The organism is Mycobacterium sp. PTI7 (genome assembly GCF_056679845.1).
Window position 1 is genome coordinate 4,884,805 of sequence record NZ_CM155252.1, and the last position, 22,943, is coordinate 4,907,747.

Below are 22,943 nucleotides of genomic sequence, written 5' to 3' on the forward strand. Positions count from 1 at the left end.
TCCAGCCGAAGGAGTGCCCTGAGTGCGAGTCGCCACGACGACCGATTGGTGGCGCTGGTGCCGGTCGGTTCGGTGGGACTGGCGGCGGCCGGCACGGCTGGAGCGCGGTGGCGGCGATCACGCCGACCGCATGGGACCCCCACCTGAGGACCCCGACAACCGTTCTGCACGAAAGGCTTTGGGCGTTATGCCGTGATGACGGTGGAACGCCGCTGCGAAGTGACTGGCACTTCGATAGCCGCATCGGGCGGCCACCGAACTCACCGTGCTCGTCGGCGCCGCCAGCAGTTCCGACGCGCGCTGCATCCGCATCTCGATCAGGAAACCGTTCGGTGTGACCCCCGTTGCGGTCTTGAACGAACGGAGGAAGTGGTGCTTGCTCAGCCGCGCCACCGCGGCCAGTTGCTCCAGGGTGACGTCGGCGGCGAGGTTGTCCTGCATGTAGGCCACCACCGCGGTCAACGCCTTGGCTTCCAGACCGCGACCGCGCGGCACGGCCCGACACCTCAGATGCCGTTCCACGACGTGGGCGGCCAGGAACTGAGCGGCCGAATCGGCATAGAGCGACGACGCCTCGGACTCGAGCGCCCAGCCGAGCGCACGTCCCACCGTCGTGATGACGGGATCATCGACGGCGAGTGCGTCGGGCAGGACGGCCAAGGCCCGCTCGTCACCCTCGGAGCGGATACCGGCGAACAGGTCGGGAGACAGATACACCTGAAGAGACGTCAGGGGCCGCCTGCCGATGGAGCGCCACCGCAGGGTGCTTGCACTCCCCGGGGCCGTGAGTCCCGTCGAGCCGGGGCGGTACACCGTGCTGTGACACCGTCCGTCGCTCAGTTCGTCGATGGCGTAGATGCCCCCGGTCACGAAGACGAACAGCAGGTTGTTCGTCGGCAAGGTGGTGAACTCGTCGACGTCGGGCTTCTCCTGGTACGTCCGAGCGAGCACCGAATCCCACCGAAGGTCGTGGCTGCTCGACTGCCTGACCGCCGGCAGTCTGGCCTCGGCCGCGTCGCACGCGGCGAGCATGCTCAGCATCGCACTCTTCCTCGTTGGTTCACGCGTGAAGTCACGGTACCACGGGGGTGGGGAGCCGACACCTGGACAAGGCGTGGAGCTCATCGCCCCTGTCCTCGCGCGGCCATGTTGGCCATCTTCCGTCCGCGGTTCATCACAGCAACTCCCGTGAAGCGGCGGGCTTACGAGTTGGCCGACGTTACACTTCGACACTGATCTGATACGCATGGGTGAAGCCATTTTCATGACTTCAGGAACTTCCGCAGGTCACGAAAGCGGTGTTCTACGACATTGTTGATTCGCCGATAGCTGCGCATGACGTCGCATACGATGCGCCGATGCGAGAACCGGGGGATGCGGTACACCGAGGGTCGGCTTTCGTACGGGCTGTTGGGTGTTCCGCAAACGGTCGCGTAGCGGCACCGCGCATATGACGGCCACCGGTCTATTCGCGATGGCGCTGCAGGTTGCGGAGCATGCAGTCAGGCGTGCTCCGTTCGCCGACACAGTGCTGCCGCTGGTAGCCGATGCCGAGCGACTGGTGGTCAGGGCCGTCCGCGAGCACCTCGCCAATCTTGAGCCGGCGCCCGATGACGCCAACTCCGCCGACGAACATGCACCAGCTACTCCAACCGACGTGCTGCATTCGTTGCTGGACAGATCGATGTACAACAGCCCCACCGACAGCCGGAACACGCTGCACCTTGCACTGCTGACGAATCTCCTCCCCGACGAGGCCCGAATTCTGGCGGCACTTTCGGATGGCTCGGCCTACCCGGTCATCGACGTCGCAGAGCCCGTCATCGGCTCCAGCACAGCATTCGTACTGGTCAACGCCTCAACGGTGGGCCGGGCCGCCGGGGTGTCGCTGCCCGACCACACCCCGCTCTACGTAAGCCGCCTCATCCAGGCGGGACTCGCTGTCACCGGCCCCGAAGGCGGCAATCGGATGTATGACGACTACGAGATGTTGCTGACCGACGCCTCCGTGAATCTCGCCGTTGCGAGTGCCAGGCGCGGTATGCGGTCGGCACGGGTGGTCCGGCGGACCCTGCGCATCACCGAGCTGGGTCAACAGCTCTGGGATGCAGCCAAGTGAACGGCGGCTGGGAAGACATCTTCACCTACCCCGTGTGGGTGTACGTCACCATCCCGCTCGGCGCCGCGCTGGTCGGCTGGGCGACGAAGATCCTCGCCCTGAAGATGATGTTCTACCCGGTGGAGTTCCGCGGCATCAAGCCGTACCTCGGTTGGCAGGGCCAAATCCCCAAGCGCGCACCGAAAATGGCTGCTGTCGCCGTGGATTCGCTCACCTCGGGCATCATCGATCCGCAGGAGATGTTCGACAAGATCGACCCCGACGAGCTGGTCAGGGAGCTTGGCGAACCTCTGCACGAGGCCGCCGCCGAACTCGTCGACACCATGATGATGGCCCTTCAACCCCAGGTTTGGCGGGCCACGCCCGACCAGGTCAAGCAACTCATCGTCGCGAACGTGGACAGTCGCATCCCTGCCGCGTCGCGCAAGATGTTCGAAGGCGTGAAGAGCCAGGTCGACCAGATCTTCGACATCAAGCACATGGTCGTCACCAATCTGGTGCGCGACAAAGTCAAGCTCAACAGGGTCTTTCAGGACATCGGAAAGTCGGCGTTCAAGTTCCTCATCAGGGCCGGGCTCATCTTCGGCTTCATCATCGGCCTCGTCCAGGTCGTAGTGTTCGGCGTGACGGGATGGACCTGGACGTTGCCGGCGTTCGGCCTCCTAACTGGCGGCCTCACCGATTACATTGCGCTGCAGATGATCTTCCGACCGATGAGCCGGCGTACCGTCCTCCCCGGCATCAAATGGCAGGGCGTCTTCCAGGCCGAACGCGAGGATGTGATCCGCGGTTACGCGGCGCTGATGGCGAGGGAGATATTCACACCCAAGGCCATCATGGAAAGTCTCCTCACCGGCCCGATGTCGGACAAGTTCTTCGACGTCATCCAAACGGAGATTCGCACGACCATCGACGACCAGCTCGGCGTCGCCGTCCGCGTCATCGAGGCGGTCGGCAGCCGGCAGTACCAGGACATGAAGCAGCAGATCGCCGAGTCGATCGTCGCGAAGCTGCCGGAGACGTCGAGCTACATCGAGGAATACTTCGCAGAGCGACTCCAGCTCGAGGACATGATGGTCGAGAAGATGTTGCAGCTCGACGCCACGTCATACGAGAACCTGCTTCGGCCGGCGTTCAAGGACGACGAGTGGATCATCGTCGTTCTCGGTGCGGCACTTGGCTTCCTGTTCGGCGAGCTGCAGGCCGAGCTGATCGTGCACTTCGCGTCCCGCTGAGCCGACGCGGACGCGGCAGGAGTGTGCGAACCGCGCCGGCACGAGCACATACGCGTGGCTTGACGTCTCCACTGATGGTGGACCGTCGTCGTTCTCGGTGTGGTCAGGCTCCGGGCACTCCGGCGGCGGCTTCCATGGTGTCGAGAATGCCGTTCAGGTTCTCTCGGGCCGCGGTGAGTTGTTCGATGCGCAGTTCGATGCGAGACATCTGATGGCGTACCAGGTCGAGCATCTCGTCGGTGACCACTTTCGTGGTCTCGCACGGCAGCAGGGCCGCGATGGCCTGGCTCGACAGTCCTGCGGCATAGAGATGCTGGATCAGCTGGACCCGGCCGGCTGCGTCCTCGTCGTACGTGCGTTGTCCGCCAGGAGTGCGATCGGAAGCGAGAAGTCTCTGCTGCTCGTAGTAACGCAGCGATCGCACGCTGGCACCCGTCGTGTGGGCGAGATCTCCGATGCGCATGTGAACCTGTCCGATTGTGGGCTTGAACCTGACACCGGTGTCACATCTTAGTGTTTGGGGAGCCCGCACTGCGGGGTGGTCGGAGCAGAGGACGGCAATGAGAATCAGCGATCAGGTCGCGTTCGTCACCGGTGCCAATCGAGGAATCGGGCGCGCCTTCGTGTCGGAGTTCCTGTCCCGTGGTGTCAGAAAGATCTACGTCGGCGTGCGCGACACGCATTCGATCGACCGGGAGTCATCGCACGACCCACGCATCGAGGTCGTCCGCTTGGACGTCACCAACTCGGACGACATCTTGCGGGCCGCAGGTGCAGCCACTGATGTCTCCATCCTGGTCAACAACGCCGGGATCGTCGCGTTCGAATCGCTCCTCGACGGATCCGTGGCCCAGATGCGACGGCAGTTCGACACGAACGTGTTCGGCGCGTTGGAGATGACCAGGGCATTCGCGCCCGCATTGAGGTCCCGGCAGGGCGCCGTCGTCAACGTGCTCTCGGCCGCCGCCTGGTTCTCCGCGCCCGAGAATGGCGCGTACTGCGCGTCGAAGGCAGCAGCGTGGAGCCTCACCAGTGGTCTCCGCATGGAACTCGAACCCGCCGGGGTGCTCGTTCAGAGTCTCCACTTCGGGGCGGTGGAGACCGACTTCTCCTCCGGGTACGACGGACCGAAGATCGGCGCTGACGAGGTGGCGAGAGCGTCGCTCGACGGCATCGAACACGACGACGTCGAGGTCCTCGTCGACTCGGATGCCCGCGCCGCGAAGGAGGCCTTGACCGGGCCCCCGAACGGATTCCTCGAGCACATGCGCTGAGGATCCTTGGTCGACCAGGCAGTCGACCGGGCTCTCCCCGAGAACCGGACGTGACGACGGATGCCTGGCGACCCCGATGCGTCAGTTGGTCGTCGAAGCGCTGCGGCGAAGTGACGTCAAGCCGAGGTCACTCACGCAGGGCCTCGAAGATCTCTCGGTAGTGCAGGTGGGCCATGAAATGGCCGCCGGATCGCCGACACAATCGGGCGCCCGGAATGCGGTCCGCCAACGCCGTCGGCCATTCCGCATCGATGAGTTCGTCGTGGGTTCCGGCCCACACGTCGACGGCAACCACGAGGTCTTCGGGGGCGAATCCCCACGGCCGCCTCCACGCTCGGTATTCCTCGACGACGCCGGCCGGCCGGCGCAGAGCTTCCCTCGACATCGACGAGAAGGTGCCGAATCCCTCTGCGCGGAGGACGGCGCCGTCTGCGGGGCCCAAATCGCGAGCGGCCAGTCGGCCGTACGTGTTCGGTGCCCACCGAGCCGCCGATCCCATCGCGCGAAAGCACAGTCCGGCAATCCACGGTGCCCGCTCGGACAGGACCGTGTATGCACGATCGATCGCCGGTAGCTCGGGGAAGACGCCCGGCTCGGTGAGCGGCAGGGCGCCCGCGACGATCGCCACCCGCGATACCCGCTGTGGCACCGCGTATCCGATGGCGGCGGCGTACGGCCCACCCATCGACCATCCCATGGCGCCGAAACGGTCGACTCCGATTTGATTCAGCATGTCCGTGACATCGTCGGCCCAGTCCAGAATCGTGCGCCCGGGCTGCGGGTCGGACCACCCGATGCCGGGACGATCCGGTGACACCAGCCGGACTCCGGCGTCGCGCGCTACGGCGTCGGCTGCCGCAACGTCCAGTCGGCACGCCAGGCCGCCGTGCGCACTGACGATGACGAAGCCATTCGGGTCGCCGTACTCCGCGTAACCCATACTTCGGCCGTCCCGGAGCTGAACGACGTGTCCGTCGGGCGGCTCGACCATGGCTCGCTCTTCCAATGTTGCTCGACGACGTGGCCTTCTGATCGCCTGATGATGGCTCATCATCGATCGGTTGCAACGGGTATTCGCCGTGTTGAGCGCGTCTGCCGTCGCCCCGACCTGGGCGCCACCGCGTTCGCGCACCTCGTTCGTGATGTCGTCCGATCGTCGAGGGGATGCCGACGCATCCTCAGCCCTCGATCCCGACGGTTGGCGATGGCCGTCGTTCACTACGACCGTCCCGTTGCGCGGCGGGCTGAAAGTGCGCCTCCGAAGTTTCTACGGACCGGGCCAGGGCGACCGTCATGTAGCGCCGCCACAACGGTTTGAACGGTCCCGCGACGATCCAGCGGCGACCGGGCAAGGGCTTGAACTCGTAGGACCACCGGATCAGCGTTCCCGTGCCATCCGGTGTGAAGGTCCACTCGCCGCGAACTCCGACGGCGAGTCTGGAGAGCGCGTTCGTGAACCCGCTCAGTTGGTAGGCGAAGCTAGAACCCGACGTGTACTCGATCAATTGCTCGGTGGCCTGGGACCCGTCCGTGAACTGCGGGTTCCGGGACGGTCCGGGGTGATCCCACGCCGCGGTCTGGTTGGCGACCCCAGAGACACCGGGAAATGGTGCGACCGGACGGAAGATCATCGAAAGATCAACTGGCGCAATGATACTCATGGACTCGGCGGGTGTCAGGCGCGATCGCTGCTGGACGGTGACCGGCACCGTACGGTCGGCCGACGTGATGAGCAGAGTAATGGGATTGGGGTTTGCCATTACTCGACGATGCATGTTCCGCAAGCTCCCCACCAGAGACCAGCAGTACCACCGAGTGACCCGCGAACCGGTGGCACACTCGTGTGATGACCGAACTCGGTGCCGCGATCAGGGCGTGGCGCGACCGCGCGAGTCCTGAGGAAGCTGGTCTGCCGTCTGGTCAGGATCGCCGCAGCCCAGGCCTTCGCCGCGAAGAGCTGGCTTCACTCTCCGGCCTGTCGGTGGACTACTTGGTGCGTCTTGAGCAGGGCCGGGCGCGCAACCCCTCTCCGCAGGTGCTCGCCGCACTCGCTCGTGCCCTGAGGTTGACTGCCCAAGAACGCGACGTGCTCTTCCGTTCAGGAGGGGTCGCACCGCCATCCCGCGGCGTGATATCGACTCACCTAAGCCCGGGACTGCAGCGGATCCTCGATCACCTGACGGAAACGCCCGTCGGTATCTACACGGCAGCATGGGATTTCATCCTTGGGAACCGGATGTGGCATGCGCTCTTCGGAGATCAGACGGCCCTTTCCGGTCGTGATGCCAATTTGATCTGGCAGGCGTTCGTCAACGAGAACATTCCCCTCGTCCAGTCCGGGGACCAAGCAGACGACTTCGCCCGAGAGATGGTGTCGGACCTGCACGCCGCCGTGAGCGTGTACCCGGACGACCGGGGTTTGATCGACCTCATCGCCGATCTACGGGCCACCAGCCCGACCTTCGAGAATCTCTGGGGCGAGTGGCAGGTCGCGACCCGACGAAGCGATCGCAAGACGGTCGACTCACCTGTCGTCGGACACGTCACCTTCGACTGCGACGTACTCACGACGACCGATTCAGACCTCCGTGTCGTGGTCTACACGGCTGCACCGGGCAGCACCGACGCGGACAAGCTCGACCTGCTCAGGGTCGTCGGCATCCAGAGTCCGTAATCGTCGCTGCTTGAACTGCTCCGCCTCCGGACCAATGCCGCATTCGCGGGCTAACGTCGAGATGTGTCTGACTCCAACTCCGGTGACTTCGAGTTCGAGCGGAAGTTCTACGTCCGCGAGATGCCCGCCGTCACAGCGCTCGATCCGCGGCCGGCGCTCATCCTGCAGGCCTACCTGTTCGCCGCAGACGGCTATGCGGTTCGCGTCCGGTTGCAGGGTTCCGCTCCCATCGAACTCGACGCTTCGCTGCCAGATCTCGTCGACGCACTGGGCCGCGTGGACGCCGACGCGATCGGAACCATGACCGCCAAGGGGCCGGCCGTCGGCGGCACACGCTATGAAGCCGAACGCGAGATCGACCCGACCGTCGCCGGGCAGATCGTCTCCCGTGCGGAGCATGTCGTCGTCAAGGTCCGGTACTCCGCCTGGTTGGGCGAGGACGGCTGGATCGTCGATCGGTTCCTGGGCCGCAACGCGCCCCTGCTACTGGCCGAGGTCGAGCGCAACTCCCCCGTGGTCGACCTCGTGATCCCCGACTTCTGTGCCACCGAGGTCTCCGAGGACGACCGTTTTCGCAACGAGTACCTGGCTCATCAGCCATTCGGCGAGTGGGCCGCCGGCTACCGCGATGAGCTGCAGGAGTTCGGGCCTCGGTTCGTCGAGACCCTCGGCCGTAACGACGTGGAAGGCTCCGAGAGGCGATCGTGACGCTTCGCGTCATCAACCGGTGGGAAGTCCCTTGAAGTTCGGCTCCCACCCCAACGCCGGGGCCACGTGACGGGCGAACGTCTCGAGGATGTGGAGGTTCAGGTCCACCCCGAGCTGGCTGGGGATCGTGAGCATCAGCGTGTCTGCCGACTGGACTGCGGCATCGGCCTTCAGTTGCTCGACGAGGACGTCGGGTTCGGCGGCATAGGTCTTGCCGAAGGTCGAGCGGAACCCGTCGATGATGCCGACCTGGTCTGCCGAATCGTCACCCCGAGGACCGAAGTATTGCCGGTCCAGATCGGTTACGAGCGGGAAGATGCTGCGGCTCACTGAAACTCGTGGGACTCGCAGGTGACCTGCGGCCGCCCAGGCCGCGCGGAACTGGTCGATCTGGTCGGCCTGGAGGTCTGCGAAGGCGTCCCCCGTAGCTTCGGTCAGCAGCGTCGAACTCATCAGATTGACGCCTGCCGTGCCAGCCCACTTCGCGGTCTCTCGCGACGCGGCACCCCACCAGATGCGCTCGGCCAATCCTGCCGAGTGCGGCTCGATGCGCAGCTTTCCGACTCGCCCAAACTGCCGGGGATCGGCGTCGGCGACACCCTCACCACGGACGGCCCGCAGGAACAGGTCGAACTTGTCCCGGGCCAGGTCGGCGCCACGCGGATCCGCGGAACCCCGGTACCCGAAGGCCTCCCACCCGCGTAACGCCGGCTCAGGCGACCCGCGACTGACTCCGAGTGCCACCCGCCCCTCCGAGAGCAGGTCGAGCGCAGCTGCCTCTTCGGCGAGATGCAGCGGGTTCTCGTACCGCATGTCGATGACACCGGTGCCGACCTCGATCCGCTGGGTGCGGGCGGCGATCGCGGCAAGGAGCGGCATGGGTGCAGCGGACTGCCGGGCGAAATGGTGAACGCGGAAGTAAGCGCCGTTGACGCCCAACTCGTCGGCACCTGTCGCTATGTCGACTGCATCGCGCAGCATGTCGGCGGCGTCGGGTCCGCCCGAACCGCCAGCGGATGCATAGTGCCCGAAGCTCAGGAATCCGAAAGCCTTCGCTGCACCGCAAACCTCATTCACCGTTCAGGTATTCCCGGGGACTAGCCGAGGTTGACCCGTCCCCTGCGCGCGACGTCGAGCGACTGCCGAGTGGACGAAGGCGAGGACCTGCGGTAGACCGTCATGTGCGCACTGGATGGCGTCGACATCGAGTGAATCGTGCACGCCCCGTCTCGCCAGGCGCGACTGAGCGTGCACGAATCGCCCACCGTGGGACGTCCTCAGGGGGCCGTCCCGGTTGACCGACGGCGTAACCCGTCGAGCACTACGGGCAGGGCAGTTGAGACTGCGCAGACGCCAAGTGGCAGCGATCCGCATGCCCCGTCGCCAGGCAGTGCGAACCGATTACAGCCGGATGAGATCAGCGGCCTTTTCGGCGATCGCGTACACGGTGGCATTGGTGTTGGCCGAGACGGGCGACGGCATGATCGATGCGTCGGCGACACGCAGCGCGTCGATGCCGCGCACCCGCAGCTCGAGGTCCACCACCGCCATCTCGTCGGTGCCGACCCGGCACGTGCCGGCGTAATGGAAGTAGACCAGCAGACTGCGCCCGAGGTACTGGCGCACCGACGACTGATCCTGAACGGCCGGCCCCGGCTGAACCTCCCCAGCGCGCCATTGCGACAGACCTGCGGATTCGCCGATCTGCCTGGCGATCTCGAAGCCGGCCTCCATCACGGCCACATCGCGATCGTCGCCGAGATAATTGGGGTCGATCAGCGGTCCGATGTCCATCGACGCGCTCGCGAGACGCACCCGACCGCGGCTGAACGGTGTGATTGCCGAGAACGCAACGGCATAGCCATCGTCGGGGCCGGGCAACGTGGAGGCCCGCATCGGCGCAGCGATCACCAGGATCTGCAGGTTGGGCCCTGCGTCGGCGTGCACCGTCTCGATCAATCCGACGGCTTGGCCCATGGGGTTTCGCGGATTGTGTGGCAGCGCTGCCGTCGCCTCGTACAGCACAGTCGACATGGGATGGTCGTGCAGGTTCTCCCCCACCCCCGGGAGGTCGAGGACCACGTCGACGCCGACCTCGCGGAGATGTCGTGCCGGTCCGATCCCAGACGCAAGCAGCAGTTGCGCCGACCCAATTGCTCCAGCGGTGAGGATGACCTCGCGTGCGGCGTGAACGCGCGTCGCGACACCTTCGCGAACGTACTCAATGCCGATGGCGACACCGTCGGTCACCAAGATGCGCTGAACCATGGCGTCGGTGACCACCTGCAGATTCGGACGACCCAGCGTCGCTTCATCGAGGTAGGCGTCGGCTGCACTTTGGCGCCGTCCATCCTTGATGTTGCTGTCGGCCAGACCGAATCCGGTTTCGACGCCGCTGCTGATGTCCCTCGCCGTCTCGTAGCCCAACTCGGCGGAGGCGTTGAGCGCTGCGACCGCGATGGGGCTCGGCTCAGCGGTGGGTCCGACCGTCAGCGGGCCGTCGGTCCCGCGGACGCCGGGGTCGCGGCCCTGCGTGGACTCGGATCGCTTGAAGTACGGCAACAGGTCGTCGAAGCCCCATCCCTTGGCGCCCTGATCGATCCACGCGTCGTAGCTGGCGCGGTGGCCACGAACGAAGGTCAGCCCGTTCGTGCTCGATGATCCACCGAGCGCCCTCCCCCGCGGTGCGGGTACCGAGGTCCCGGAAAAGGACTGCGTGACGGTGATGTCACCCCAATTAGCCTCCGTCGCCATGAGTTCGGGCCACCGAAACGGAACGGCCATCGCGGGAAGCTCGACCGCAGACCCGGCCTCGACGAGGAGGACGCGCGTGTGTGGGTCCTCGGTGAGCCGGGCCGCGAGGACGCTGCCCGCCGTGCCGGCTCCGACGACGATGTAGTCGGTTGCGGCCCTCATGTCGTCGTTGGGGTCGGTCTTGGATGTGGGGTTCGCATGTGTCTGTTTCACGACTCCCATGGTGCCGCCGCGCCGACGATCGAAGTGTTCAGTTCGTGGACAGCTCGTGTGGCGCTGCTCACGCGGGGACGTTCACCACGTTGAACTCAGATAGCAATAGCGCGAACGTATTTCGCCGCGCCGGCACGGGTCGTCAGACGCGAAGGCCGAAGGCCCGCATGTGTTTGTACAGCGTCGTGCGGCTGATGCCGAGGCTGCGTGCCGCTGCTTGTTTGTTGCCACCGTGGGTGGCGAGTGCCGCCTCCACGGTGGCACGCAACGCCGTGTCGATGGCACCGAGGATCGGACCGGCCGCGGCGCGGTCCTTCAGGCGGATCAGATCTCCGTCCGCGATGTCGCCCGTGGAGCGACGGCGGGCGGCCTCCGCCACTTCGGCACGCAGTTCCGAATCGTTGCCAGGCCATTGGTGCGCCAACAGGGCGCGCAGTGCGGCGGGGGTGAACCGGGCGGGAGATCCTAGCTCGTTTAGCATTGCCCGAGCCATTCCGGGGATCTCGTGCTTGCGCAGCCGTAGCGGTAACAGCTCGAGCCGGACCGCCGAGCAATCGACGAGCGCAAAGACGTCCGGCGACAACCGATTCAAGGGATCGCTCGACAAAGCGAACCATACCGACGTCCCCTCGATGGCAACGCGTACGGCGCGTGCCGCCTGAGGGGACAGCAGATGTACGTTCTCGATGATCACCGGACGCGCGTCGTCACTCAGCGCACGAGTGACCCGCTGAAGCCAGGCGGTCTCGGGTTCGTAGACCCGGTCGATGCCGTCGAGCACCAACGGATCGGCGCCGGCCATCAACCGCATCAGAGCAGAGGACCGACCGGTTCCCCGCTCGCCGACGACGGAAAGAGACTTCCGGTGCGCCCGCGCGTCGACTATCTGAGTCTCCACGCGCTCCGCCCGCGAGCGGCTCCTCGTCTTCAGGTCGAGACGTGGTGTCGTCGCGGTCATCCCGAGAGGGTCGATCTCGACGACGAGCCCCGCGCCGGGCGTCGCATGGGTGATTCGCAGACCGACCCGCATTCCAGAACTCAGGACGTGGGTCCCCACCGGCGTCTCGGCGGTGATGGTTCCGAGCGCCGCGTAGTCCACCGCGTCCAGCAGCGCAGTCGCAGCCGGGTTCGCCAGGACCAGGTCGCCCGCGATGCCCACAACCGGCGCACCACGGCGACGCACCGCAATACGTCGGTAGGCATCGATGAGCGTCCGCTCGTCTCGCGGCGACTGTGTCACCAGTTGAGCCTCGATATCTCGGGCGGCGTGCTCGAGCATCGGTTGCAACAGCGGATTTCCTTGGTCGACGAAGAAGGTCAGATCCAGAACGCCTTCCAGGCGACGGGTCAGCGGATGGATGACGGGATGTCCGTGGCAGCTGAACGTCTTCATCGGCTCCAAGAAGTGCTGGTCTCCGAGAACGGTGAGGGGCACCCGCAGCTCGTGAACGGTGGCCACGGAATTGGTTCCAGAGGACTCCTCGGAGAAGAGATTGCCGACCACGGCACCGTTCTCGCCCAGCGCGTCGCGGATCAACGCCGTTCCCGGCCGGAGGTCGACGAGACGTACCTCGCGATCCGCGAGGATGATGCAGACGTCCGTTCCCACGAGGATCGATGCCAGCCGATCGAGGACGGGCCCGGCCGCGCTCAGCAGCCGGCTCTCCGGATCGACCGGAGACGCCGTGCCGTCCCTGCGGCGGTGAGGATCCAGGCCGGACATCGTCATACGACGCGCGGCGGCGGCGATCGAGTCCGGATTCATCAGGTGAACGGGTTCGGCGGCACGGGTGCCTCTAGACGCGATGGAAGGGGTAGGGATCGCCGAACGAGGGGTCGCAGGTCGATCGGTCGTGCCAGACGGCACGGTTGTCCCAGGTCCTGTCGTACAGGGTAACGCGACAGTCGGCCTTGCGACACTGCTTCATACGCCGCCAGGTCATGGTGTGCCGGCTCAAGAGGATCTCACCAACTACGGCGCTCTGCACCCACTGCCATCCGGAGCCCGCCGGCACCCAGTGCATGTCTCCCGTGCGGGTGGTGACGATCTGCGCGTCGGAGGGAGTGCGGAGCCCCAACTCGGGACCATGCCCGTCCATCACGTCGCCCAAGAAATCGCGCAGTCTGCGCAACTCGGTTGCATCGTGTTCTGAAAGCGCCGGAGGCTGCGCTGCGAAACCCCGCCGTGCCGTCCACGCACCCATGGCCGCGACGGCCCACGCGTTCGCGTGGATGGCGTTTTTCAGCAGATCGATTCCGCTTCCGACAACGGCTCGAGTGTTGAGAAAGTCCTGCACCAGTGCCAGGCCGTCCGGGGCCGGGCGCAAGCCGTGGCGCGCGGTCGCCGCCCACTCCGGTTCGTGGGCGCTCTTGTCGATCAGCAAGGTGGATGACGATCCCATTCGGTTCATGTCCTCAACTGTGGGGGGCCTGAGACGGCGGGTGTGTTCGGAATCTGGACATGGCGGGTAATGAGGGTCACTTGCGGGACGCAATCCAGCTGCAGTGAGTCCTTCCACAGTGTCAGGGCGCGCTGGTGGTCGTCGTCGCCCGTTGCACAGGGGCGCCTGATCCTGAACGATTTCTCAGCAAGTCCCAAGGGCCTCAACCCCGGGTGCCCGACGAGTGTTCATGCTGGTCGTTGCGAACTTCCAGCTCAGGCTCGAGGGCCCGGCAACGCGCGTCGGCCCCGCCATATCGCCCGCCGGGAGAGCCTCGATTACTTGCCGTTAAGCCCGAGCCTCTACGCTCGAGCTAACGCTCACGGTGGATTGCGACGCTTTTCATCCCGCACTCACCAGAGGAAGCCCGATGGCGATCGCCGACGTCCCCAGCTACTTGCATCTGAGCACCACGGACGTCGAAGACATCGCGGATGAACTCGACGCGATTCGCCAGGACGTGGAGGACTCGCTCGGGGCGAAGGACGCGGCCTACATCCGGCGGGTGATCCATTTTCAGCGTGCGCTCGACGTCGCGGCGCGGTTGATGATCGCCGGCAGCCGGTCGAAGAAGGGTTGGCTTCTGGGCACGTGCGCGCTGGCGTACTCGAAGTCGATCGAGAACATGGAGCTGGGTCACAACATCTCGCACGGCCAGTGGGACTGGATGAACGACCCCGAGATTCACTCCAGCACCTGGGAGTGGGACATGGTCGGGGATTCCGCTCAGTGGCGCTACTCGCACAATTACCGGCATCACGTCTTCAGCAATGTGCTCGGTATGGACGAGGACATCGGCTACCGCTTACTGCGGGTAACCCCTGACCAGCCGTGGCGGCCGTGGTACCTGGTGACTCCGCTGCGAAACCTGGTGTTGGCAGCGATGTTCGAATGGGGTATCGCCCTACACGGGCTTCACTCGGAGCGTCTCCGGTTGGACTCGTCGAACGCTGTTGCGGTCGAGAAGCGGAAGTTCTTCGGCAAGGTCACACGTCAGTTGGCCAAGGACTACGTGGTCATGCCCGCGTTGAGCACGCGTCGGTGGCGACGGACTCTGGCGGCCAATCTGACGGCGAACACGATCCGGAACCTGTGGGTGTACGTGAACATCATCTGTGGACACGTCCCCGGCGGCGCCGAAACGTTCGACCCAGCGGTGGTCGAGGACGAGACCCGGGGTGAGTGGTATCTCCGGCAGATGCTGGGGACGGCCAACTTCGAAGTCAGCCCGCTGCTCGCGATCTCAGGCGGTCACCTGTGCTACCAGATCGAGCACCACCTGTTTCCTGATCTGCCCAGCATCCGCCTCCCGCAGATCAGTGTCCGCGTGCGGGAGCTGTGCGAGAAGTTCGACCTGCCGTACAACTCGGCTTCGCTTCCGCGCCAATTGTTCCGGACGCAGCGGATCATCCACGGTTTGGCCATTCCGGACCGGCTCCGGACCGCCGGTCGCCGCAGGTAGCGTCGTCACGAGTTCGGTCGAGCGGCCTGGTTCCGGTGAGGACCGGTGCGTTTCCGCTCGTCTCCGAACCCAGGCCGACGACGCCCCGCAGCTACCCCAGTTGACGCTGGGAAACGGCACGGGTCGGTGCGGCGTCAGTAGTCCCAGGTGGCCGGGATCATCTTGAAGCCGTTGCCGGCGACTGCGACGTGGCACACCGACGGGAACGGCAGGTGAGTGGCCACCAGCGCCTCTCCACTGGCGGCCAACTCGCCCAGGAGGCGGATGCGGACGCGGGTCGACTCCTCGGGATCGTGCTCGAAGCCGTTCTGCCACTGGGGATTGTCAAAGCCGGGCTGGAATACGGCGTCACCGGCGAAGGTCAAAGCCTCGCCCTGGGATTCCAGGCGGACGACGCAGTGTCCGGGGGTGTGGCCGCCGGTGCGCCGCAGGAGCACTCCGGGTGCCACCTCGTATTCCGTCTCGAAGGTGCGCAGCTGGCTGCGGTACACGTCCAGGAACTGTGTTGCGGTGCGGCGCAGAACGTCCGGGATGGGTGCGGGCATGACGGTGCGGGAGAAGTCGGGGCTGGCCCAGAACTCGGCCTCGGCGGCAGCCAGATGCACTCGGAGGTCCGGCCTCAACCGGTTGCGCAACCCGTCGACGAGCAGCCCGCCGATGTGGTCCATGTGCAGATGGGTCAACACCACGTCGGTCACGGATGCGGGATCGATGCCCGCGGCGAGCAGCCGCGTGGCCAGCTGGCCCGCCCGCGGGAAGTCGGGGAACTCCGTGCCCAGTCCGGAGTCCACCAGGATCGTCTTGCCGCCACTGCGCACCACCGCGACGTTCAGCGGCCAGTCGGTGATCTCCGGCGGCAGGTACATGTCCTTGAGCCAGGCCGACAAGTCGTCCGCGGGGGCGTTGGTCGCCATGGTGACGGCCGTGATCGGCAGCACCCCGTCGCTGATGACCAGTACGTCGATGTCGCCGACCGCCAGTGCGTAGCGCGACGGGACCAGCTCGTCGAGGCCTCGCGTGGTGATGTCCAGGGTCATGGTGTGCTCCTCCAGAGCGCTCGTCGGATGTGGTGCGATACGGACGTCGTGATGCCGTCCACAGTGAGGACCGAGCGGTGCCCTCGTTTGTGACATGGAGGCCGATATGCCAGTTCGACGAGGCTCGTTGCCTGCTCGTGATCGCCGTTGCCGCCATGAGTAGTGACCACGTCTCCGACTCAGCACGGCGGTCGTCGACTCCCCCTGCAAAGGGTCATGGCACTGACGGCGCCCGGTCTCCTTCGCACCTGATGAGTCGTCGCCATTACGGACCGGACATTCGCCCGGAACCTGACAGCCGACCTCCTGCGGTCACACCCCCCCGACCTCGCGGTATGTGTTTCACTTGCTCGATGACTGACCGGTATCCCGAGCCGGACGACCTCAGGGATGCCGCGGACGTCTTCGGTGCTGTCAGGGGCAAACTGTTCGGCGTTGCCTACCGCATGATGGGCAGCGTCTCCGACGCCGAGGACATCGTGCAGAGCGTGTGGGTCAAGTGGCAGTCCTACGACCGCTCCGTCGTCCGCGACCCCACGGCGTTCCTGGTCTCGGCGACCACCCGCCTGTGCATCACCGAGCTGAGTTCGGCGCGCGTTCGCCGCGAGACGTACATCGGCCCATGGCTGCCCGAACCGGTTGACACGTCCGCTGATCCGGCACTAGGAGCCGAGCGTGCTGAGGCCTTGGAACTTGCGACCCTGATGCTGCTCGAGAAGCTGACCCCGACCGAACGCGCGGCATACGTTCTGCGTGAAGCATTCGACTACCCCTACACCCTCATCGGCGACACCATCCAAACGTCGGAGAGCAATGCCCGCCAGTTGACGCGCCGGGCCCGTACGCACCTGACCGGGGAACGTCGCGCGCTCGTCGACTCCGACGAGCACCACCGTCTCCTCACCGCTTTCGTCGCGGCCGCCAAGAACGGGAACATGGAAGAACTCGAAGAGCTGTTGGCCGCCGACGCGGTGAGCTACACAGATGGAAACGGCGCCCGTCATGCGGCCAAGATGCCCGTCGTCGGCAGCCACACGATCGCTCGATTCGTCGTCGCGTTCCGTGAACGCGTTTTTAAGACCTCCGATCTGCGGTGGGTTTCGGCCAACGGACGGCCCGCGGTCGTGGTGTCTGTCGACGACGGCGTGTTCGAGACCCTGCTTTCCGTCAGCGCCTCGGATCAGGGCATCGAGCAGCTGATGTGGTTCCGCACCGAAGTGAAGGTCGCGCAGTTCATCTAGCCCTGGGCCCAACCCGCGAGTGCGATCTCAGAAAGCCCTATGCCCGGTCCTGGGGTAGACGTGCGCCACGGGCAGATCCGCACGCAAGAACCCGGGCGATCTGTCGCACGCCCCTGACGGACGTAGCGCTCACTTGGTCAGCATCAGCAGCGGTTAGTTGTGTCGAGGTAGGTGCGGGCAATATCGCGCATGCGAGATCCGTCGAACCCGTCGCCATGTCCCGGGTTGACGACGCTGACGTCAAGCTCCATGAGCCGCCGCATGGTGGAGCAATACTTCGAAACGTCTGATCCGATGCAGGCGTCGATGAGAACGTCGTCGTACAGCACGTCACCGGAGAACAAGGTGCCATCCGATTCGTCGAACAGACCGATGCTGGATTCCCTATGCCCTGGCAGATGCAGCACCGTGAACTCACGGTCCCCGAGATCGACCCGCGCCCCCTCCCGCAACCAACGGATTTCGGCCGCCGGTCGCAAGCGATACTCATCGAGGGCGTAGCCACTTCGCGGCAGGGCGTCGATCAGCGCCAAGTCACTCGCACCGAAGTGCTCGACGCAGATGCCCAGCTCTTCGGAAAGTGGCCCCAAGAGCAGGCTGCCCGTCGGCGGATCCTCGAAGGGGTTCCCAGGATGCGCCCAACAGCAGGCGAATTCGTGCGCGCCGCCCATGTGGTCGAGGTGGGCGTGGGTCAGCACAACGACCGGATCCCGCTCGAAGAGCTGCGAAAGGTGGTGGCGCAACGACGCCACGCCGAGCCCCGTGTCGACGACGAGGTCACGGTCGCGGCCCCGCAGATGCCAGAGGTTGACTTGCACGAGTTCATGGACGTGTGGTTCGTCGATCTGGTCAAGAAACTTGTCTACCACCCGTGTTCGAAACCACGGGCCGTCAACGACGGGCGTGTGTGCCATTCTGCCTCGATGCTATTTGAACGGGTTGAGGCTGCGGCCGAGGCGGTATTGAATGCGTTGTGGGAGTGGTCGTATAGCTGCAGCCGTGAGCTTGTTCACGGTACCGGGGATGCAGATGGGTTTGCCGGTCATCACCGCCTCGTATCCCTCGCGCACGACGTCTTCGGGGTTCTGCCAGAGCAGACCGGGCAGCCGGTCGGCGGCCTCGCGGGCGCCCATGACGTCGTGGAACTCGCTGTGGGTGAAGCCGGGGCAGAGCGCGGTCACGTGGATGCCGTATGGCTTCAGTTCCATGTCCAGGGACTGCGACATGTCGAGGACGTAGGCCTTGATGCCGGTGTAGAGCAGACCTTCTCCGGGTGGTGCCATCGCGGCCAGCGAGGACAGGTTGACGATGCGTCCCCATCGCCGTTGCTTCATGCCTGGGATCACCCGGTGTGCGAGTTCGGTTGTCGCGGTGATCATGAGCTGGATTTCTCCAGCCACCGACTCCCACGGGGTCTGTGAGAACTTCGTGCTCGCGGACAACCCGGCATTGTTGATGAGGACGTCGATGGGCATGCCGATGCTGGTCGCGTGCTCGGAGATCGCGGCGGGTGCGGTGGGGTCGGTCAGGTCGGCGGCGAAGACCTCGCAGCGCGTGCCGTGCGTCTGCCGGAGATCGGCGGTGAGTTCGTCGAGCCGCTCGGCGCGTCGCGCGACGAGCAGCACGTCGTAGTCGTGGGCGGAGAGGTGGCGGGCGAAGGCGGCTCCGATGCCGGCGGATGCGCCGGTGATCAGGGCGGCCCGTCGAGGGTTTGTCATGAGCGCTCCCTTCTTCGTTGACGGGTGTCGATCACGCTGCGGTCTGCCGTGCCGTGCGGGTGAGGTAGTCGTGGACGTCGAAAGTTCTGGTGCGGGCGCGGAATCGGAAGGTGAACGTCGGCCACATCACCGAGTTGCGGCCCTGAGAGTCCAGATACCAACTGGAGCATCCCCCGGAATTCCACACCGTGCCCCCGAGGGCGTTGTGGACCCACGCGTTGTAGGACACCTGGGCCTCGGGGCGGACGTCGACCGACACGAGGCCCTCCGTACGCATAGTGCGTATAGCGGCGGCGAGGTAGGCGGCCTGCGATTCGAGCATGTAGACGATGGAGCTGTGTCCCAGGTTGGTGTTGGGCCCGTACATCAGGAACAGGTTCGGGAAACCGGCCACGGTGATGCCCAGGTGCGCCATCGGGCTGCCTGCCCAATGCTCGGCCAGGGTTGCACCGTCGGTGCCGGTCAGCAGGTGCGCGACGGGCGGCTCGGTAGGGGTGAAGCCGGTGGCGAAGATGATTGTGTCGACCTCGTGCAGCGTGCCGACGCCGTCGCGGACCCCGGTGAGGGTGATCTCGGTGAGCGCGCTGGTCACCACGTCGACGTCGGCGCGGGACAGCGTGGGCAGCCAATCGTTGGTCAGCAAGATCCGCTTGCACCCGATGCGAAAGTCCGGCGTCAACGCCGCACGCAGCGCCGGATCAGGCACCTGACGGCGAAGTCGGGCCTTCGCGATCATCTGAACCAGCGGCAGGAGCCAAGTGAGGTGCGCCAGCAGGACGAGGTAGCCCTCCCTGTAGGTGTAGACGGCGCCGCGAACGAGCTTCTGCAGAAAGGGAATTCGGCGGTACAACGCCTTCTCGAAGCGGCCCAGCGTGCGGTCCAGCCGCGGCATCACCCATGCCGGGGTCCGCTGGAACACCGTCAGATGGGACGTCCGGTCGGCGATCTCGGGTACGAACTGCACCGCCGATGCCCCGGTACCGATAACGGCCACCCGCTCCCCGGTCAGATCGTGGCCGTGGTCCCACGTGGCCGAGTGGAACACCGTGCCCGCGAAGTCGTTCAAGCCCGGCACGTCGGGCAACTTCGGGGTGGACAGCGCCCCGGTAGCGGCGACCAGGACCGTGGCGGTCAGCGTGCCCAGGGAGGTGCGAACCTGCCAGCACTGCCCGCCGTCGTCCCAGGACGCTCCGAGCAGTTCACATCCGGTGATCAGGCGGCGCCGCAGCCCCGTCTGGTCAGCGACCGTCGTCAGATAGCGGTGGATCTCGGGCTGGCGGGCGAAGGTGTGACTCCATGTCGCACTAGGGGCGAAGGAGAACGAGTACAGCGACGTCGGGACGTCACACGCACACCCGGGATAGGTGTTGTCTCGCCACGTCCCACCGACCTCGTCGGCCCGCTCAATGATGAGTAAGTCCGCCATCGGCTCCGCGCGCAGCACCGCCGCCGCGGCAGCCAACCCCGCGAACCCCGCGCCGACCACCAAGGTGTGCACTGACGCCGGCAGGGCAGGAGCCGTCTGCTGTGGCACCGTCATCGCCCGGCTCCGACGTGGCGGTCCAGAAAATCGATCTGGTCGGTGATGATCCGCTCGAAGTGCGGGTCCAGGTACGGCTCGAAGTGCGTGCAGTCGTACGACTTCACCTCGCCCTTGGGGATGCGGGACACGATCTTTCGAGCCTTCACATACGGAGTGACGTCGTCACCGGTAGCCAATTGCACCAGCATGGGTGCGGTGATCTTGCTGACGTGTCGGCCCGGGGAATACAGCGGCACGCGTAGGGCGATGCGGGCGGCGACGTCGTTCTCGGCCAGCAGTTCGTCCCGCTTGTCCCCGGCCATCCTCAGCACGAGGTCATAGGCGCCCGGAGAGGTCATCATGGCGACCTCACCCGGGTGTCCGATCGACTTCACCCGATGGGGTGGGCGGCCCAGCCATGCCCCCACCTGATCGCGCACCGCGGCAAGGGCCAGGCGAGCGACCAGCATCGGGGCCTGTGCGAACGCCGATGCGGGACCGGTGACGTGAGGCACCTGCACGATTGCGGCCGCCAGCTGGTGGTCCTGGGCAGCCAGGTCGAGGACGTGTCCGCCGCCGAAGGAGGACCCCCAGCAGACCACCCGGGTGGTGTCGACGCCATCGAGGCCGCGGGCGAATGCCACCGCGGCGCGCCAGTCGGCATGCTGAGCGGCGATGTCGAGCACCCGACGCGGTTGCCCGCCGCTGGCCCCCCAGTACCGATAGTCGAACACCAGCGCGGCGTACCCGGCCTGGGCGAATCGGGCGGCGTAGGCGTCCAATCGCAGCTCGCGGAACGCGGCGAACCCGTGGGCCAGCACCACGATCGGCGGGTTCTCCACGTCGTCGGGGCGATACAGCCATGCCGCGCATGCCACGCCCGCGGATTGGAAGGTGACGTCGTGCCGTGTGTAGGTGTGCGCGGTCATTGGCCCTCCAGGCGACGGCACTCTGTTGATCGTCATTCAAGAAACCGTAGCAGGTCCTTGAACGTCGTTCAAGAGGGTCGTCTAGGCTCGGGTGATGGCGAAGAACAAGCGGCCCCAGGCGTCGCAAGAGAAACGGGCGGAGATCGTCACCGCAGCCCGCGAACTCTTCGTCGAGGCCGGGTACGACGCCACACCGATGGGTCGCCTGGCCGCGGCAGCCGGAGTCGCGCCCAACACCATCTACTGGTACTTCGAGGACAAGGACGCCGTCTTGATCGCCGTGCTGGACGACGTGATGACCGACGCGTGGGCGCAGTACCAGTCGGTGGCCGCCGAACCCATCCCCGTGCGCCTGCTGTGGGTGGTGCGCCAGTTGCAGCAGATGAGCCGTCTGGTCAGTACGGTCCACGCCCGGGCCGAGCGCTCACCGTCGGTCGCAACCTGGCACGACAACTTCCACCTGTTGACCTCCAGCCTGTTCCGCTTCGAGCTGGAGTCCGCCGGAGCAGCCGCGGACGGCCTGGATGCCGAGGTCATGATCGGCGTCTTCACCATCGAGGGATTGCTCATGCACCCCTTGAGCGAGGAGCAGCAACGCGCGATCTGCAACGTACTCTCCGCACGGTGGATTCCGCTGCCCCCGTGAGCACGAACGGCCGGTGTCCACGCAACGTCCATCCCATGTCGAGGACGCAGTTAGCGCCCGCCGACAAATCTAGAATGCGGCGGCCCTGCGCTCGGTAGCGGTACGGCGAGCGACCTGCTGGTAACCGATTACCCTCCGCGGCATCATCTTCGGCAGATCGTCGAGGTTGCCCCCAGAAAGTCCGTGCACGTCGTAGTACGACATCATCCGCACGTAGGTGCCCTGCGCATCTGCCGACCGACGTCGGAAGCCTCGGGTGTTCGGCGCTGCACGCAATCCCCGAACTATGCCGGGAAGGGAACGCAGTTCGGTCGACGGCAACGACTGGGCAATCGCAGAACCGCAGTGTCCCAGCGCCACCAGTGGATCCTTCAGGGACTGCGGGGGATTCGGACGGCAAACATGGACGCCCCAGCACGCGGCTCCAGATTCGCGCCATGTCGTGGCGGGTGAGTTCCACCGTCGACAGGTCGCAGGTCCTGCCGAGGTGTCCCTCCGGTGTGACCAACACGCTGGCCGCGGCGGCGGCGATGTCCTCGACGCCGACCACGCCCATTCGGCTCTCTGGTGAGGTGGGGTATGGGAGGACTCCCGCGCGTGCGGCCGACGGCGGTGGCGGTTTCGCCGATCAAGTTGAAGAATTCGGGGTGGGTGGGCCCTGGCGCGAGGAAGAAGACGGTGAGTCGCATCTCGAGCTGTCCACCCAACCCGTTCAGCAGGAGCTCGCTGCGATCCTCACCGAACCGGCCGCTCGCGAGCACCGACGAGCCCGACGTGAGCCACGGTGACCGAAACCCGTACCGCCGCAAACCGGCTCGGGCAGATGGGCGTGGCAGCCGACGTCGTGTGCGCCACCAGCCTCCGGTCTGCTCCACGAAGCGCAACCGGCGCGCCGGGGGCTCTACGACGGTCCGTCGTGAATCCGCGACCGAGTCCTCCTACCGACCGCGCCGTCCCCATGGGTTCGGGC

The 22,943-nt window shown here is 65.8% G+C and carries 23 protein-coding genes; 9 read left to right on the top strand and 14 right to left on the bottom strand.

All coding sequences use genetic code 11. The annotated features are described in order from the left end of the window. Positions 1–117 precede the first annotated feature (117 nt). Entirely contained in the window at positions 118–1,041 is a 924-nt protein-coding gene (locus AC1MEY_RS23660) for a helix-turn-helix domain-containing protein (protein WP_480227806.1), read from the bottom strand. 373 nt (positions 1,042–1,414) lie between these two features. On the opposite strand from AC1MEY_RS23660, the gene AC1MEY_RS23665 reads away from it, so the two are divergent. After that, positions 1,415–2,119: an Abi-alpha family protein gene (locus AC1MEY_RS23665; RefSeq protein ID WP_480227807.1), complete on the top strand. Its 705-nt coding sequence runs from the start codon at positions 1,415–1,417 to the stop codon at positions 2,117–2,119. After that, positions 2,116–3,354, top strand: a complete 1,239-nt coding sequence (locus tag AC1MEY_RS23670) for a DUF445 domain-containing protein (RefSeq protein WP_480227808.1) — start codon at positions 2,116–2,118, stop codon at positions 3,352–3,354. Before AC1MEY_RS23665 ends, AC1MEY_RS23670 begins: the two co-directional genes overlap by 4 nt. A gap of 103 nt (positions 3,355–3,457) precedes the next feature. Here AC1MEY_RS23670 and AC1MEY_RS23675 read toward each other — a convergent pair whose 3' ends face one another. Beyond that, positions 3,458–3,817, bottom strand: a complete 360-nt coding sequence (locus AC1MEY_RS23675; RefSeq protein WP_480227809.1) for a MerR family transcriptional regulator — start codon at positions 3,815–3,817, stop codon at positions 3,458–3,460. A 97-nt stretch (positions 3,818–3,914) separates the two neighbouring features. On the opposite strand from AC1MEY_RS23675, the gene AC1MEY_RS23680 reads away from it, so the two are divergent. After that, positions 3,915–4,628 carry an SDR family oxidoreductase gene (locus AC1MEY_RS23680; protein WP_480227810.1) on the top strand — a complete coding sequence of 238 codons (714 nt, stop codon included), beginning with the start codon at positions 3,915–3,917 and terminating at the stop codon, positions 4,626–4,628. A 127-nt stretch (positions 4,629–4,755) separates the two neighbouring features. Here the strand turns inward: AC1MEY_RS23680 and AC1MEY_RS23685 are convergent, their stop codons facing one another. Continuing rightward, positions 4,756–5,619 (bottom strand): alpha/beta fold hydrolase, encoded by an 864-nt coding sequence (locus AC1MEY_RS23685; protein ID WP_480231639.1) that lies wholly within the window; start codon positions 5,617–5,619, stop codon positions 4,756–4,758. A gap of 187 nt (positions 5,620–5,806) precedes the next feature. Then, positions 5,807–6,388, bottom strand: coding sequence for an SRPBCC family protein (locus AC1MEY_RS23690; RefSeq protein WP_480227811.1), 582 nt, complete (start codon positions 6,386–6,388; stop codon positions 5,807–5,809). A gap of 86 nt (positions 6,389–6,474) precedes the next feature. On the opposite strand from AC1MEY_RS23690, the gene AC1MEY_RS23695 reads away from it, so the two are divergent. Both AC1MEY_RS23695 and AC1MEY_RS23700 read left to right on the top strand, forming a co-directional pair. Then, positions 6,475–7,302, top strand: a complete 828-nt coding sequence (locus AC1MEY_RS23695) for a helix-turn-helix transcriptional regulator (RefSeq protein WP_480227812.1) — start codon at positions 6,475–6,477, stop codon at positions 7,300–7,302. 63 nt (positions 7,303–7,365) lie between these two features. Continuing rightward, complete coding sequence (locus AC1MEY_RS23700) at positions 7,366–8,010, top strand: CYTH domain-containing protein (protein WP_480227813.1); 645 nt, start codon at positions 7,366–7,368, stop codon at positions 8,008–8,010. A gap of 12 nt (positions 8,011–8,022) precedes the next feature. Here the strand turns inward: AC1MEY_RS23700 and AC1MEY_RS23705 are convergent, their stop codons facing one another. The 4 genes from AC1MEY_RS23705 to AC1MEY_RS23720 all read right to left on the bottom strand — a co-directional run bounded on the left by AC1MEY_RS23705 (position 8,023) and on the right by AC1MEY_RS23720 (position 13,388). Further along, on the bottom strand, positions 8,023–9,087 hold the full coding sequence (locus AC1MEY_RS23705; protein ID WP_480227814.1) for an LLM class flavin-dependent oxidoreductase: 1,065 nt from the start codon (positions 9,085–9,087) through the stop codon (positions 8,023–8,025). Positions 9,088–9,411: 324 nt separating this feature from the next. After that, positions 9,412–10,926 carry a GMC family oxidoreductase gene (locus AC1MEY_RS23710; protein WP_480231640.1) on the bottom strand — a complete coding sequence of 505 codons (1,515 nt, stop codon included), beginning with the start codon at positions 10,924–10,926 and terminating at the stop codon, positions 9,412–9,414. Positions 10,927–11,119: 193 nt separating this feature from the next. Further along, positions 11,120–12,742 (bottom strand): helix-turn-helix domain-containing protein, encoded by a 1,623-nt coding sequence (locus tag AC1MEY_RS23715; protein WP_480227815.1) that lies wholly within the window; start codon positions 12,740–12,742, stop codon positions 11,120–11,122. A 31-nt stretch (positions 12,743–12,773) separates the two neighbouring features. Continuing rightward, positions 12,774–13,388 (bottom strand): CGNR zinc finger domain-containing protein, encoded by a 615-nt coding sequence (locus AC1MEY_RS23720; RefSeq protein WP_480227816.1) that lies wholly within the window; start codon positions 13,386–13,388, stop codon positions 12,774–12,776. 400 nt (positions 13,389–13,788) lie between these two features. Between AC1MEY_RS23720 and AC1MEY_RS23725 the strand changes: the two genes are divergently transcribed. Then, positions 13,789–14,880 (top strand): fatty acid desaturase family protein, encoded by a 1,092-nt coding sequence (locus AC1MEY_RS23725; RefSeq protein ID WP_480227817.1) that lies wholly within the window; start codon positions 13,789–13,791, stop codon positions 14,878–14,880. A 134-nt stretch (positions 14,881–15,014) separates the two neighbouring features. On the opposite strand, the gene AC1MEY_RS23730 is transcribed toward AC1MEY_RS23725, so the two are convergent. Then, complete coding sequence (locus AC1MEY_RS23730; RefSeq protein WP_480227818.1) at positions 15,015–15,917, bottom strand: MBL fold metallo-hydrolase; 903 nt, start codon at positions 15,915–15,917, stop codon at positions 15,015–15,017. Between the two features lie 137 nt (positions 15,918–16,054). Between AC1MEY_RS23730 and AC1MEY_RS23735 the strand changes: the two genes are divergently transcribed. Next, positions 16,055–17,158 carry a sigma factor gene (locus AC1MEY_RS23735; RefSeq protein WP_480227819.1) on the top strand — a complete coding sequence of 368 codons (1,104 nt, stop codon included), beginning with the start codon at positions 16,055–16,057 and terminating at the stop codon, positions 17,156–17,158. Positions 17,159–17,301: 143 nt separating this feature from the next. On the opposite strand, the gene AC1MEY_RS23740 is transcribed toward AC1MEY_RS23735, so the two are convergent. From AC1MEY_RS23740 to AC1MEY_RS23755, 4 genes are read right to left on the bottom strand one after another with little or no spacing between them, the layout of a single operon-like run. Further along, positions 17,302–18,072: an MBL fold metallo-hydrolase gene (locus AC1MEY_RS23740; RefSeq protein ID WP_480227820.1), complete on the bottom strand. Its 771-nt coding sequence runs from the start codon at positions 18,070–18,072 to the stop codon at positions 17,302–17,304. Between the two features lie 12 nt (positions 18,073–18,084). Next, a complete protein-coding gene (locus AC1MEY_RS23745; RefSeq protein WP_480227821.1) occupies positions 18,085–18,876 on the bottom strand; it encodes an SDR family NAD(P)-dependent oxidoreductase in 792 nt (263 codons plus the stop codon). 31 nt (positions 18,877–18,907) lie between these two features. Next, positions 18,908–20,416 carry a flavin-containing monooxygenase gene (locus AC1MEY_RS23750; protein WP_480227822.1) on the bottom strand — a complete coding sequence of 503 codons (1,509 nt, stop codon included), beginning with the start codon at positions 20,414–20,416 and terminating at the stop codon, positions 18,908–18,910. Then, a complete protein-coding gene (locus tag AC1MEY_RS23755) occupies positions 20,413–21,327 on the bottom strand; it encodes an alpha/beta hydrolase (protein WP_480227823.1) in 915 nt (304 codons plus the stop codon). Before AC1MEY_RS23755 ends, AC1MEY_RS23750 begins: the two co-directional genes overlap by 4 nt. A 94-nt stretch (positions 21,328–21,421) precedes the next feature. Between AC1MEY_RS23755 and AC1MEY_RS23760 the strand changes: the two genes are divergently transcribed. Next, on the top strand, positions 21,422–21,973 hold the full coding sequence (locus AC1MEY_RS23760) for a TetR/AcrR family transcriptional regulator (RefSeq protein ID WP_480227824.1): 552 nt from the start codon (positions 21,422–21,424) through the stop codon (positions 21,971–21,973). 69 nt (positions 21,974–22,042) lie between these two features. On the opposite strand, the gene AC1MEY_RS23765 is transcribed toward AC1MEY_RS23760, so the two are convergent. Then, positions 22,043–22,333 carry a hypothetical protein gene (locus AC1MEY_RS23765; RefSeq protein WP_480227825.1) on the bottom strand — a complete coding sequence of 97 codons (291 nt, stop codon included), beginning with the start codon at positions 22,331–22,333 and terminating at the stop codon, positions 22,043–22,045. Between the two features lie 140 nt (positions 22,334–22,473). Here AC1MEY_RS23765 and AC1MEY_RS23770 point away from each other — a divergent pair, with 140 nt between their 5' ends. Then, on the top strand, positions 22,474–22,761 hold the full coding sequence (locus AC1MEY_RS23770) for a hypothetical protein (RefSeq protein WP_480227826.1): 288 nt from the start codon (positions 22,474–22,476) through the stop codon (positions 22,759–22,761). Positions 22,762–22,943: the final 182 nt, after the last annotated feature.